Here is a 13,135-nt window from a genome sequence, read left to right as displayed (position 1 = left end):
CTCCAGCAGGTTTCAGGCGGGCGAAGCTATAGACAAGCTCAGATGCTGCAACTTTCACCAGCGTCGCGGGTCGACGTCTGGGCTGCCCGGGCCGGTCGGCCGTGTCATTCGTGCAGCCGTCGGCGGCCGGCTCTGCCCAGGGAACGCGCCCGTGGCACGCTGTTCGGGTGGCATCTCTGCTTCCGGGGGCAACCTCTGCGGATGAACGTGTCCGCGCTGCACGCACCGCTGTCTTGCCCGTGGGCAGCTTCGAGCAGCACGGCGAGTATCTTCCGCTGATCACTGACACGGTGGTGGCCTGTCTGGTGGCGGGACGCATCGCGGCCGACTACCGCGCGCTGCTGTTGCCGCCGATCACCATCTCTTGCTCGCACGAGCATGCCGGGTTCGCCGGGACGGTGAGCATCAGCGCTCGGACGCTGATGTCGGTGATCGAGGACATCGACGCCTCGCTACGGGCGTCGGGGGTCGAGAATCTGGTGATCGTCAACGGGCATGGTGGCAACTACTCGTTGCGGAACGTGGTACAGCAGGCGACGACGGTCCGGCCGCGCATGGCCCTGTTTCCCGCCAGTGAGGATTGGGTGGCGGCGCGCACCGACGCGCGCTGCGAGACCGGGCCTCACGAGGACATGCACGGCGGTGAGCTTGAGGTTTCCCTGTTGCTGCACGGGGCGCCGGAGTTGCTGCGCGACGGTTATCAGAACGCCGACCACGAAGTCGACGAGCGTCGGGACCTGCTGACGCTGGGGATGAGCGCCTACACGTCCTCGGGGATTATCGGTCGGCCGTCGTTGGGCAGCGCGGACAAGGGCGCGGCGGTGTTGGACAGCTTGTCCCGGTCGTTCGCCCGGGTGCACAAGCTGCTCGAGCCCTGATCGGCGAGCTCGCCGGGCTGTACGGCGGCAGGCAGGCTGGTGGGCTCGGCGATGCGGGTTTCCAGGTCAGCGATGCGCCTGTCCTGGAAGCGCAGGGTGGACCGGGCTGCGGCGAGTCGCTCCTGCAGCATGCGGTTCTCGGCGGTCAGGAGCTGGACCCGCTGCTTGAGTGTGGTGTTCTCGGTGGTGATCCGGGCGATGGTCTCGTCGTCCCATTCGGCTTGCAGGCCCCGGATTTGCCCGAGGAGTTCACCGATACTGCCGCGCTGGCGGGCGATCTCCGCGTGAGCGTTCTTGAGCGCGTCTTCGGCGTTGAGCGCCCGTTCGCGCCACACCGCCTGCTGCGCGTCGTCCTGCGCGAGACCCAGCTGAGTGTGCCGCTGACCGGCGTCGGCCAGCGCGGCGGCCACCGCTACGCGAGCCTTTGGGTTGTCGTAGACGAAGGTGCGGGAGACGTTGGCGCGTCGAGCGACCGCGGCGACACTGACTCGGACCTTCTGCCGCCGTAATGCGGCGAGCGCGTCATGGACACGTTGCACCGCCGCCTGACTGCGTTGTCTCCTGGCCGCGACGGCGGCGGCCGTGCGGGCACTGGGTGAGGTTGAGGCGGTCACCGGCCCTCCTGCAGCGAGTCGTCGGGGTAGTCGCCTCCCGCGCCGGCCTCCGTCAGGTCCCTCGCGCGGAACGCCGTTGACCAGATGCGGTGGAAGTAGTCCTGCGGTTTGCGCAAGTCGAGCGCGAGGGCGTCGTCGAGCAGTCCAAGCCCGGCCAGGGCCTTCTCCAGCCCGTCGATGGCGCGGGCGGTCGGCTCGAAGTGGCGGTGCAGGTAGTCGGCGGTCGCGTCGTCGGGAGCGCCTTCGGCCAGCGTCCGCCACTGCTCGCGTTTGCGGCGCCAGTAGAGCAGGTCGGCGCCGGACAGCACGAACTTGTCGCAGTTGTGGCAGTCCAGTTTCCAGGGACAGGTGCCGCCGTTGACGACGGGTTGGAAGGTGCAGAATCCGCCCTCGGCGGGTGTGCTGCGTCGTGACAGGTCGATCGCCAGCGCTTGTGCCTGCTCTCGGGTCAGCGCGACTGTGCCGGCGGCGAGTGGTTCTCCTGGATTGGCGGTGCCTGGTCCGGCGACCCAGACGTGCTGCAGGACCTGTTCGAGGTCGCTGTGGGCCAGGTGGACGTAGTGCTCGGCCATCCGGTCGGAGACGTGGCCGAGGTAGCGGCGGATGTGGGTCAGGGTGGCGCCGTGGCGCAGCACGCTCGTTGCGAGGGTGTGCCGGGCCTGATGCGGCACGCAGTGACCGAGGTCGAGTTCGCTGATCCAGGCCCGGAACGGGCCGTAGAACCACTCCTTGGACAGCGACACGGTCCCGGCGGGGTTGCGGTGGGTGCTGGGGAACAGGGCCAATCGGGCGCGCTGGTCTCCGGTCGGTCGATAGCCGTGGCGGGCGGTGAACCGCTCCACGGTCTTGGCCTGCCGCGCCTGGAGCTGGCTATGGACGCGTTCAGGAATGCGGATCGCGGCGTCGACGGTGCCGACCTTGGTCTGGTCGTGCCAGAACATCGCCAGGCCGCCGTAGCGGCCGAGGCAGTCCCAGCGCACGTTCAGTACCTCACCGATGCGCCGTCCGGTGGCGATCAAAGTTTCCCAGATGTCGCGCAGGCCGTGGTCGAACGGGTCGTGGTGCTCGGCGAGGCGGCGCAGGTTCGCCTCGTCGGCGAGGGCGCGGGCGACTTCGTCCGGGAACGGCCGGCGGGCTCGCAGCGGTAGCCCTTCGCCGGCGGGCAGGGCGGTGACGAACCGCCGGTCGAGGCCGAGCCGGTCGACGGCGCCGCTGGCCAGGGCATCGCGCATGATTGCGCGGACGCCGTTGAAGACGATGCCTGGGGTGGTGGCGGTGACCGTGGACGGCGTACCGCCCGCCTTGGTGATTCCCAGCGACGGTAGCGCGTCGCGGTCGCGGCGGCGTTGGTCGGCGGCGAAGTGCTGCATGTGCGCAGGGCGCAGCATGGTGGGGTCGTGGCCACCGCCGGGGGCGTCCACTGCGAGGAAGGCGCCCAACTCGACGCAGGCGCGCCGCAGGTTGTCGAAGCTGCCGGCGGTACGTGGACAGCGCGGTGACTGCAGCAGCCCGGCGAGGTAGTCCCACGCCAGATCCCGGAGCCACCGCTGCGGGATGGTGGTGAGATCGAAGCGGCTGGTGCGGCGCGCAAACCGCACCCCGAAGTGCTCGGTATCCAGCATCCCGGCCTCCCGCGCGTCGGCCGGGGTGCGGTAAATCCGCCACAACTCCCGGGCGATCTCCCCGCCGATACGGCGCACGCACCGGTCGGCGCCGTTGGGCTCAAGATCAGCCAATGAGGTCATGCCGGCTGCACGGCAGGTGTTGACCACCTTCTGGATCGAGCCGAGGTCCCAGCGGGTCGGCCGTGGCTGCTGGGTAGGCGCGAACAGGCCCCACTGGACCTCAGCCAGCAGCAACGGGCGCAGCCCGCGCAAGTTGAGCTGCGCCGGCCAGGGCATCGGCTCAGTGCTGGCGCACCAGCGCTGAAACGCGTGTCTGTCTCGATACGACACGGGCACGGGCCGGCCGTGCTGCTCGTAGCGCTGCGACCAGGCCGACGGCAACTCGGCCGTCCCGGGACAGCCGGACTTGCGGTAGCGCGTCTCGTGACCGGAGCACAACCCCAGCGGCGAGTCGGCCAGGCTCGGACACACCGTGACCAGGCAGCCACCGAAGCCGGGGTAGGGCTGCTGTGCCGCGAGCCACCTGCTGAAGTCCGCCGTATCGCCCTCGCCTCGGTGTTTCCACTGGCTCAGGTGGCGGTGGCACAGCCGCCATCGGGTGTGCGCGGCCGGCCGGTCCGGGCAGATTCGGCACGCCGCCTGCTCCAGCCACTCAGACGCCGCCATCGGCGGCGCCGAGGTCAAGAACGCGGCCTTGCCGATGCCCCGCCGGCTGGCCTCGCCCCAAGCCCGCATATGCACCGAGCACAGGTCGGTGCCACTGGAGCGGACCCGCTCGCATGCATCGACCACACACCAACACTGATAGACGGGATGACCGCGGGGGATCTGTACCAGGTCGGTGCGGAACAGCGGGTCGAAGGACGGAGCACCGATCAGTGCGGTGAGGATCTCCAGTCGGTCCCTGCCCACCCGGTCGGGCCGGCGAGGTTGCGGCAGCAGCACGAGGCCCGTGGTCACTACTGCACACCCCAGACCGCTCGCAGCGCAGCATCGAACGCCGGGTCGTGCGCATCGACGTGCGCGTAGATCTCGTCCACCACCGAGGTCGAGGCCCATCCTCCGGCGTCGCGGGCAATGACGAGATTGCCGTTTGCGGCGTCGAGCACGGCGCTGGCGAAGCTGTGCCGAAACGCGTGCGGCTTCACCGGTCCCAGACCGGCCCGGCGGCCGGCCCGCGCCAGCATCCGCCGTGCCGCCACCGGCGCCCACGGCTGCCCGCGGCCGCGCCCATGATGCTGAATTAGCAGCATGCCGTGGCCGGACGCGCCGCGGGGGTATTCGCAGGTGACGTAGTCGAAGTAGGTGTGCACCATCGCCGGGCTGACCCGCTTGATCAGCCCACCTGTCATCGTCCCGTCCTCCTCGCGCCACGGGTGCTTGGTCTTCGCCTGCGCTCGGTTCGGGTTGCCCGGCCGATGGCACACATGGACGTGCGGTGACAGGCACTGCCCGCACCCAGCGTCTTCGCGAAGGTGCAGATCCACCAGGTGCAGGCCGCACAGCTCGCCGATACGCAGGCCACCGTCGGCCAGCCACGTCACGACCAACCTGTCCCGAGCCGTCCTTACCTCGCCCAGCAGCCGATCACGCGCCCCCTCCGGCAGCATCTTCGGATGCCGGCGGTGCGGCCCACGCGGTGCCAGCGGGTTCACCGGCACGACCGTCTTCGCATGGCCGCGAAACGAGCGGCGCCGGTCGGCTCGCGTCGGCAGTCGGGTCCGGCCCAGCTGCCCGCCGAACTCGCCGTTGACGCCCAGCGACGCCTGACGCAGGTAGAACCCCTTCAGACACGCCGCAGTCGTCGATAACGCTGATCGCCCGTACGGCCGCTTGCCCTCCCGCCACGGCTGCCCCAGCGGAATGCGCACCTCGGCCCCGACCAGGCCCATGTACCGCTCAAGATCCCGCAGGCTCACGGCGGCCAGCGTCAGGCACTCCCGCTCCAGCCACCGCAGATGATCCACCAGCAGGTAGGCGTACGTCCGCTGCGTTCCGGAACCGTCATACTGCCGAAGGAACCGGTCCGCCTCCCCATGAACAGCACCCTCCGGGCAGAAGATCGTCCAAGCCCGGCTGCCGTCGCCCAGCCTGACCTCCTGAACCCGGAAGTCTCCAACCACCAAATTGCGAGCCACGTGCCCTTCACCCCGACGCCGACAGATCGGACGTGCCGGACCCGGTCGGTAAACGAGCACGGGACGTCCCGAGTCACACGCCAGGGTGAACGTCGCGGACAGTCCTACCCGCGGTCGGTAAAGTTGGCAAGCGCGTAGTTCCCGCCGTGTCCGTTGATCACAGCGAGCCGGTCGACGCCCGATTCACGCAGGGAGTCAGCGATGTCAACGACCACGGCGGCGAGGGTGCTGGCGCTGATACTGACCGTTCCACGCCACGCGGCGTGCTCGTGGGAGCAGGAGATCGTCACGGGCGGCAGCAGAAAGAGGCCGTAGCGCTCGGCGACTGCCTTCGCAATCGCGCATGCCACGATGGTGTCCGTCAGCAGCGGGAGGTGGGCGCCGTGCTGTTCGAAACTCCCGACGGGGAGGACCGCGACGGACGCTGCTCGTTCGGACTCGTCGGTGCTCGTCGCCGTGGTGATGAGATCCACGGGCTAATGGTTGCACGCTTCGAGGGTTGCCCGCCGATAGGCGAGCACGAAGGCCGCCGCCTCGGGAATGGCTGTCTGCTGGCGCAGGGCCACCGCCGTCGGGTTCAACCAGCGCAGAGCCCGCGCGGAGGAGGTGCCAGTGGCCAAGGCCAGGGCGTTGGCGGCCTCGGTCGCCGCGCGCTCGACGTCGCCACTGTTGAGATAGGCGGTGGACAGGGCCGATCGCCAAAGAGCCTCGTCGACGCGCCACTGAGCTGGCCAATGGCGCAGGAGTTGCTCGTAGAGATCGGCAGCAGCCGCCGGTTGGCCGAGGAGCAGACGGCATTGCGCTTCGTGGGCAGCCACGTACACCGCGTCGCAGTGGACGCCGACATCGATCGGCAGTTCCGAGCCCCAGTCGGCGCTGCCGGCGACCCTGTGCGCCTTGTCGATGCTGGCTGCACAGGCATTCTGGTCACCTCCCATCGCGTAGGCCTGGGCCTGGCGGATCAGCAGTAGAGCGCGGATACGGCCTGGCAGCCGGACCTCCTCCAGCGCCCGCTGCGCCAAGGCGATGGCATTACGCGGATCGAAGCGTTCGAGGGCGCGTTGGCTCTGCCTCATCAGGACGTAGCTGGCGAGCGCCGGCGCGTTGGCTTCGACGGCCTGCTGCTGGGCGCGTCGCAGCCAGGCGTCAGCCTCGGCGGCGTCGCCCTGCTCGTCGATCCAGCTGAGAAACTCCGCCCACAGTGCCTGCGCGATGAGTACGTCTCGGCGATCGCCTGAACGGCTCCGCCGCCCGACCGCGGCCGCGATGCTGATCTGTGCATGGGCGGTGGACGCCATCCCGGCGTATCCGGTGCGGTTTCCGGCAATGGCCAGACCGGCGAGCTGCTCGTGCCACGAGCGGAGCAGGTAGGGCCTGTCGGGATGATCGATGGAGGCCCGGAGTTGGCCCTCCGCACCGTCGACCAAGCGGTAGCCGACGCTGGTGAGGCGACGCCCACTCTCGAGGTCTGACAGAAAGCGGACCAGCTCACCACCCGTCTGCAGTGCTCCCTCACACGACTCGACGAAGCGGGCGGACGGCCAACGTTCGGCCTTCTCCACCTTGCCGACGAGGTCCCCACTGACGTGCACCAGCCTACCTAGAGCGCGCTGGGACAGACCGCGGCACTCGCGCCACTGCCGAAGCGCGGCCCCGAATCCATGCAGCGCCGATCGGTGCGGGGTCAGCCGTCGTGGAGTTTGCGCCACCGGTACTCCTGAGTGCTGTCTGTCCGTCACTGCCGCATCCGGAAGGTCTGACCGTACGTGGTCGAACGCTACGCGGACAGTTGCATGCGGACAACACCGTGTGTCCGCATCAAGGCTATCGACTCATCTGCCTCGGTGAGCAAATCTCGTTGCTGAGATACCCGTCGGCTTGCTGGTCGAAATCATTAGCGGCGGTTCAGGTTCGACGAAGCAGCTGCCTTCGCTGACGAGTCAGCTGCGAGTTGCGCGATTGGCCAGAACGCAAACATTTTGAGGAGTGTGATGAGTTTTCAGAATGACCTCTCCCGATATGGATATCGACAGGAACTGAGCCGCCAACTCCGGTTTCGGGACTTGGTTGCGTATGGATTGGTGTACATGGTGCCGATCGCGCCGATGGCGATCTTCGGCAGCGTGTACGCCGGCTCCGGCGGGATGGTGGCCCTGGCGTACGCGGTCGGTGTGGTGGCGTTAGTGTTCACCGCGTTCTCCTACGCGCAGATGGTCAGGGCGTTCCCGATGTCGGGAAGCGTCTACAACTACGCCGGCCGGGGCATCAGCGCGCCGGTCGGGTTCCTGGCCGGCTGGGTGATCCTGCTCGACTACGTCCTCGTGCCGGGTCTGCTGTACCTGGTGGCGTCGGTAGCGATGCACGCAACCGTCCCGGCGGTGCCGGTCTGGTTGTGGCTGCTCGGGTTCGTCGCGGTCAACACGGTCGTCAACTCTGTCGGGATGCGGATGACCGCGATGGTGACCCGGGCGATGCTGGTCGGTGAGTTGGTCGTCCTGGCGGTCTTCCTCGCTGTCGCCGGTTGGGCTCTTGCCTCGGGTAAGGGCAGGTTCAGTTGGGACGCGTTCTACAACTCCGACACGTTCACCTGGTCGCTTGTCGCCGGTGCGGTGTCGATCGCGGTGCTGTCCTTCCTCGGCTTCGACGGCATCTCCATGCTGGCCGAGGAGACAAAGGGCGGTTCCCGGCAGATCGGCCGGGCCATGGCCGCCGTTCTCATCCTGGCCGGGGTGCTGTTCATCGCCCAGACCTGGCTGGCCGCGATGCTCGTCCCCGAGCCGGCCTCGCTGCTCAGCGACGGGGATCCGAACGGCACCGCCTTCTACGACGCCGCGCAGGTGGCTGGCGGAGGGTGGCTGGCGACCCTGTGCGCGGTAGCAACCGCGATCGCGTGGGGCCTGCCGAACTCGATGGTCGCCCAGGTCGCCACGTCCCGGCTGTTGTACGCGATGGCCCGTGACCGGCAACTGCCCGCGTTCCTGGCGAAGGTGTCGATCCGCCGCAACGTGCCGATCAACGCCACTCTGCTCACCGGTGCTGTGTCTCTCGCCCTCGGCCTGTACATGGCGACCCGCGCCGACGGGATCACCCTTCTGTCCTCGCTGATCAACTTCGGAGCGATGGTCGCCTTCCTCGTGCTGCACGTCTCCGTGGTCGTGCACCATCTCATCCGCCAGCGCAGCGGCAACTGGTGGGCGCACCTGGTCATGCCCGGGATCGGGTTCGCGATCCTCGCCTACGTGGTGGTCAACGCCAATATCGCCGCGCAGCGCCTCGGCCTGGCCTGGCTCGCCCTGGGCATGGTCGTTCTCGCCGGCCTGTACCTGGTCGGCCGCCGGCCCGCGCTGTCGGGTTTGGCGCCCGCGCAGCCGCAGGCCCGTCACGTGGAACGGGTGTGACCGGCATGGACACGATCACTTACCGTCCGGCTCGCGATGAGTTGGCCTACACCTTTGGTGGCCGGATGCCGGTGGCCCACGTCCGCTCCGGCGACGTGCTGCGGGTGTTCACGGAGGACTGCTTCGGCGGTCTCGTGCGCGGGCCGGCGGATTTGCCGTCGCGGGTGTGCCGGATGCCGTACCTGAACCCGGTGTCGGGGCCGTTCTTCGTCGAGGACGCTGAGCCCGGCGACACCCTCGCGATCCATCTTGCTGCCATCGAGCCCGCCCGGGATTGGGGAGTCTCGTCGACGTTCCCGCACTTTGGAGCACTCACTTCGACCTCGCACACGGCTACGCTGCAGCCGCCGCTGGAGGAGCGGGTGTGGGTGTACGACATCGACCGGCAGGCCGAGACGATCCGCTTCCACGCCACGGGCAGCGACCACAGCGTCGACCTGCCGCTGGATCCGATGATCGGCACGATCGGGGTCGCGCCCGGCGGGTTCGAGGCCCGCTCCACGATCGTCCCCGACTCCCACGGCGGGAACCTGGACAGCCCGGAGCTGCGCGCCGGGGCCACCCTGTACCTGGGGGTGAACGTGCACGGGGCGATGCTCGCCCTCGGCGACGGCCACGCCCGCCAGGGCGAGGGTGAGGCCTGCGGGGTCGGAGTGGAGATCGCCACGACCACCACCCTGATCATCGAGGTCATCAAGGGCGTCCCGACGGTGTGGCCCCGCCTGGAGACAGACACGTCGATCATGTCCGTTGGCTGCGCCCGTCCCCTGGAAGACGCGTACCGGGTCGCGCACCGCGACCTGGTCGGCTGGGTGGGTGACCTCACCGGCCTGGAGCAGCTCGACGCCTACCAGCTGGTGTCGCAGGCGGGGCGGGCGCCGATCGGCAACGTCTGCGACCCGAACTACACGGTCCTCGCCGCCGTCGACAAGTTGCTGCTTCCGCAGCCGCAGGCCGCCTACGGCGGGATGCACGCCCGCCTCCGACAGCACGCCGGCGGGCCGCGGTAGAGGGGACTAGACCAAATGACCTCCTCGATCCCCCAGTTGCCGTTGCGCGACGAGTTGTTCCTGCTCGGTCACGACGACGACACCGGTCAGCCGCACATTCACCGCCGGGCCCTCGCCCTTGGCCTGGCTGGTGCGGTTCTCATCGACCTGTTCCTCGCCGGGCGGATCGCTCTCGACACCACGGACGACACCCCATCGGGCGAGGAGCAGCGTCTCTGGCTGCACCTGGACCGCCCGGTCGGGGACCTGATCGCCGACACCGCCCTGGCCACCATCCGCTACGCCCACCCGACCCCGCCCCTGCGGGGGTGGCTGCGCGGGTTCGCCGACGATCTGTACGACCGCACCCGCGCCGGCCTGCACGCCGGCGGGATCCTGCGCCACGACGTGCGCCGCCGCCTCGGCGGGCTCGCCCGCACCGACCGCTACCTGCCCGCCGACCTGAAGTGGCCGGTCGTCGCCCGCGCCCGGCTGCACTACATCGCCGCCGGCCGTGACCAGCCCGACAACCACACCGCCGCCCTCGGCGGCCTCGTCGCGACCCTCGGACTGACCAACCACCTGTACCTCGCCGACGACATCGCCGCCCTCACCGTGCAGCTACGCACCATCGCCGCGCAGCACCACCGGCAGGTACGCGACATCACCGCCGCGGTGGACGCCGCCGTCGGTGACCTCGCCACCGCCGCCTACCGGTGAGCCCCGCGCCATCCCACCCGATCGGCTGCCCTTGGAGGCATCTCATGGACGTCATTCCGCGTATCCGTGCCGCCCGGTGGGCGGACAAGGAACCCGTCGCCGCGATCGTCGCCGACGCCCTACATCCCGGCCCGCTCGCCCAGTGGCTAGTGCCCGACCCGACCTGCCGGCGGCGGATCCTGGCCGATGTGGCGGTCATCTGGGTGGAACATGCCATGTTCTTCGGCGACATTCAGATCACCGACGACCTGAGCGCCGCCGCGATGGGGTTTCACCGCTACCGCAGCATCCCGCCACCGTCGAACTACCGCAGCCGACTGGCCGACGCCGCCGGCCCGCACGCGCGGCAGTTCGAACTCCTCGACCAGCTACTCACTCAGGTCCGACCCACCGAACCTCACTACCACCTGGCAGTGCTCGCCGTCCCTCCCGCCGCCCAGCGGCGCGGCATCGGCGCGGCGATGCTCACCCACCACGAGAGCCGCCTCGACCGCATCGACATGCCCTCCTGGACCGAAACCATCCACGGCAGCCAGGACGTGTACCGCCGGCACGGCTACCTCCCGAGACCCACGCTCACCCTGCCCGACGGGCCGGTCATCGCCCCGCTGCGCCGCAACCCTCACCCAGCTCGCGGAGCCTGGCCCGACAACACCGCCAAGCCGGCGACCGTCACCGCGCCGACGCTCGCCCAGCCCGACGCGCGGCGCTAGGCCGGGTGCAGACGCCCGGGTCACAGCCCTGACTGAGTTTCTCTATCATCGTCCCCGCGTCACCGCCCGCCAGCTGCGCTGGGCCCACGCCGGGACGTACAAGCCGGTCGCCCGCCCGGAGAGGGACGGCAGCGGCGACCGACGTGGCCGGCGACGACAGTCCCCTCTGTCGCCGCCGGCCACACCCTCCGCCCAGATAAGCAGCAGCCCTCGGCCGCGACCGCCTGCGCCACTCCAGCGGCGCTACCCGCACCCGCCACCCGAACACGAACAACAGGAAGGACCGCCGATGCCGACGCGGACGCCAGTCCTCGCCGCGTGGACACCCGCCTTCGTCGCCAATGTCGTCGCCGCGAGCATCGAGCACGCCGCCGTCCACGGCCCACACCAAGCGTTCCCGGGACGTGGCCCGCCGTCGCGGCCTGTCACCGGCGACGGTCGAGGAATGAGTCTCGCGGGCCCGCGCCGTGCAGGCCGCGCCCGTGCCACCCGACCTCCTGGCCTGCCATACCTGCGTACGATCCATGATCCTCATCCAGCTGCCCGGCTGCGGCAGGGTCTACCTGTGCGCGCCGTCCTGCGGGCGCACACCGGTTCCGGCCGACGAGATCCGCAGCGCCGTCGCCGCCGTGGTCCTGCACCGCACCCCACACCTCGTTCCACCCGGCAAGACGACCCAGGCCGCCTCCTACGCGCTCGGCCCGATCCGACGCGTCGCCGTCGGCGCGACCGGCACAGACCTGCACATCACCTGGAGGGCCGTCTCCCGGCAGATCACCGGCCCGATGATGGGTATGGCTCAGCGTCTGCAAGTGGCGCAGCGCCACGCCGCCGACAACACGCTCGAGCGTGCCATCGACGTCCTGAACAGCGGGCTCCTGCCCATCGACCCCACCAGCGGCAGGATCGCCCTGGACACCGCGACCGCCCGTGCCGCCGTGCTCTGGCCAGCCTCACCCTCACCAGCGGCGAGCCAGCCGCCGCGCTGCCCTGGGCCCGGTGGGGACACCGCAGCCTGCGCCACCTCCTCCGAGACCCCACCAACCCGCAGGTCCGCGCCGCCCTGCGTCCTGGCCGCCACCCATCGCGCTGCCGGGAACCTCACCGCCGCCGCCGACTGCTACAGCGACCTCATCCGCCACCACACCCAAGCTGACGGGCCCTACGCACTAGCGACCCTCGCCGCCCAAGCCACCCTCGCCGTCGTCCTGTACGAACACGGCCGCCAGGATCCGGCGCGGCAGCTCCTCGCCCGGACCATCGCCGATCACCGCAGTGGCCATCCCCACCAAAACGCCGTCGCGCGGATGGCAGCCGCCCTGTATCGCATGCACACCCAACCACCGGCCCGCCGGGTCATCCCACGCGCATCGCAACGTCCGCCACGCCCGGCGCCGGGACTGTAAGCCGAACGGTGTAACTCCTGATCGAGGAGCAGCTATTAGGGTTGTCCTGCGTCCAGAACGACAATTATGTCTACAGCAAGGTGCACCGATGCGGGTCCACTATGGTGTCTTCTAAGGACTCAGCGATGCGTGGTTCCGAGAACTCTAGGGGCGAGCAGCGTGCACCAGGTGGATCCCGGACCGCGCCCCGGTTGATCGAGTTGGCATCCGCTGGAGAGAACACACGGCGCATATCCTAGAGGTCATGGTGCGGGAGGCGCTCGAGGCGCGGGCCGGCAGGAGCGCACATCGACGCGGTCACCCGGGCTTCGGAAGCTGACTCAGGTCACGACGCGCAGGCAGTTCAGTGATCGGCATGAGTTCCGCACTACGTCCAGCGCACGAATCAGCCACGGGCCAGGCTGGGCCCACTCCCGCAGATCCACCCTGGAAAGCCCCAAATAGGAGGCCGAGACCAGGTCAAAGCCCCGCTCGCGTTGCTGGTCCCATGGGTGATTGGCGGCGGGCACAGCGCCGAACAGGAAGGACGGTGGCTTACCCAGCTCCCGCAGGGACCGCGACCGACCGTCAGGTCCTAGACAACTTCGCGCCAAGCAATGCAACGAAGTGGGCCGCCAAGTCCCGGCGAGTACCGGGACCTGGGCACACGACCTC

At 69.4% G+C, this 13,135-nt stretch carries 10 protein-coding genes and 1 pseudogene; 6 read left to right on the top strand and 5 right to left on the bottom strand.

The window, feature by feature from the left end; translation table 11 throughout:
* Positions 1-176: 176 nt before the first annotated feature.
* Positions 177-878 carry a creatininase family protein gene (locus ACLJN9_RS29225; protein WP_410814989.1) on the top strand — a complete coding sequence of 234 codons (702 nt, stop codon included), beginning with the start codon at positions 177-179 and terminating at the stop codon, positions 876-878.
* Here ACLJN9_RS29225 and ACLJN9_RS29220 read toward each other — a convergent pair.
* From ACLJN9_RS29220 to ACLJN9_RS29200, 5 genes and pseudogenes are all read right to left on the bottom strand, one after another.
* Positions 761-1,492 carry a DUF6262 family protein gene (locus ACLJN9_RS29220; RefSeq protein WP_410814884.1) on the bottom strand — a complete coding sequence of 244 codons (732 nt, stop codon included), beginning with the start codon at positions 1,490-1,492 and terminating at the stop codon, positions 761-763. The genes ACLJN9_RS29225 and ACLJN9_RS29220 overlap by 118 nt on opposite strands.
* The gene (locus ACLJN9_RS29215) at positions 1,489-4,077 is read right to left on the bottom strand and encodes a tyrosine-type recombinase/integrase (protein ID WP_410814883.1); all 2,589 of its coding nucleotides are present in this window, start codon (positions 4,075-4,077) and stop codon (positions 1,489-1,491) included. Before ACLJN9_RS29215 ends, ACLJN9_RS29220 begins: the two co-directional genes overlap by 4 nt.
* Positions 4,077-5,009, bottom strand: coding sequence for a tyrosine-type recombinase/integrase (locus tag ACLJN9_RS29210; RefSeq protein ID WP_410814882.1), 933 nt, complete (start codon positions 5,007-5,009; stop codon positions 4,077-4,079). The genes ACLJN9_RS29215 and ACLJN9_RS29210 overlap by 1 nt, the downstream gene beginning before the upstream one ends.
* A gap of 368 nt (positions 5,010-5,377) precedes the next feature.
* Positions 5,378-5,728: pseudogene (locus ACLJN9_RS29205) on the bottom strand (creatininase family protein); the annotation flags it as partial.
* A 3-nt stretch (positions 5,729-5,731) separates the two neighbouring features.
* Entirely contained in the window at positions 5,732-6,964 is a 1,233-nt protein-coding gene (locus ACLJN9_RS29200; protein WP_410814881.1) for a helix-turn-helix domain-containing protein, read from the bottom strand.
* Positions 6,965-7,246: 282 nt separating this feature from the next.
* Here ACLJN9_RS29200 and ACLJN9_RS29195 point away from each other — a divergent pair, with 282 nt between their 5' ends.
* The 5 genes from ACLJN9_RS29195 (at position 7,247) to ACLJN9_RS29175 (ending at position 12,481) form a co-directional block, all read left to right on the top strand.
* The gene (locus tag ACLJN9_RS29195) at positions 7,247-8,653 is read left to right on the top strand and encodes an APC family permease (protein ID WP_410814880.1); all 1,407 of its coding nucleotides are present in this window, start codon (positions 7,247-7,249) and stop codon (positions 8,651-8,653) included.
* Entirely contained in the window at positions 8,650-9,663 is a 1,014-nt protein-coding gene (locus ACLJN9_RS29190) for an acetamidase/formamidase family protein (RefSeq protein ID WP_410814879.1), read from the top strand. The genes ACLJN9_RS29195 and ACLJN9_RS29190 overlap by 4 nt, the downstream gene beginning before the upstream one ends.
* Before the next feature lie 15 nt (positions 9,664-9,678).
* A complete protein-coding gene (locus tag ACLJN9_RS29185; RefSeq protein WP_410814878.1) occupies positions 9,679-10,362 on the top strand; it encodes a GOLPH3/VPS74 family protein in 684 nt (227 codons plus the stop codon).
* A gap of 44 nt (positions 10,363-10,406) precedes the next feature.
* On the top strand, positions 10,407-11,075 hold the full coding sequence (locus tag ACLJN9_RS29180) for a GNAT family N-acetyltransferase (RefSeq protein WP_410814876.1): 669 nt from the start codon (positions 10,407-10,409) through the stop codon (positions 11,073-11,075).
* A 524-nt stretch (positions 11,076-11,599) separates the two neighbouring features.
* Entirely contained in the window at positions 11,600-12,481 is an 882-nt protein-coding gene (locus ACLJN9_RS29175) for a tetratricopeptide repeat protein (protein WP_410814875.1), read from the top strand.
* Positions 12,482-13,135 lie beyond the last annotated feature (654 nt).

It is taken from the genome of Micromonospora sp. 067-2 (assembly GCF_046549295.1).
Lineage (GTDB): Bacteria > Actinomycetota > Actinomycetes > Mycobacteriales > Micromonosporaceae > Micromonospora.
This window is presented reverse-complemented; position numbering and strand designations above follow the sequence as displayed.

What these genes read in the sequence shown, in the direction of transcription:
- ACLJN9_RS29175 (WP_410814875.1), top strand. Translation starts at nt 11,600, where the DNA reads ATGATCCTCATCCAGCTGCCCGGCTGCGGCAGGGTCTACCTGTGCGCG.
- ACLJN9_RS29185 (WP_410814878.1), top strand. Translation starts at nt 9,679, where the DNA reads ATGACCTCCTCGATCCCCCAGTTGCCGTTGCGCGACGAGTTGTTCCTG.
- ACLJN9_RS29180 (WP_410814876.1), top strand. Translation starts at nt 10,407, where the DNA reads ATGGACGTCATTCCGCGTATCCGTGCCGCCCGGTGGGCGGACAAGGAA.
- ACLJN9_RS29195 (WP_410814880.1), top strand. Translation starts at nt 7,247, where the DNA reads ATGAGTTTTCAGAATGACCTCTCCCGATATGGATATCGACAGGAACTG.
- ACLJN9_RS29210 (WP_410814882.1), bottom strand. Translation starts at nt 5,009, where the DNA reads ATGGGCCTGGTCGGGGCCGAGGTGCGCATTCCGCTGGGGCAGCCGTGG.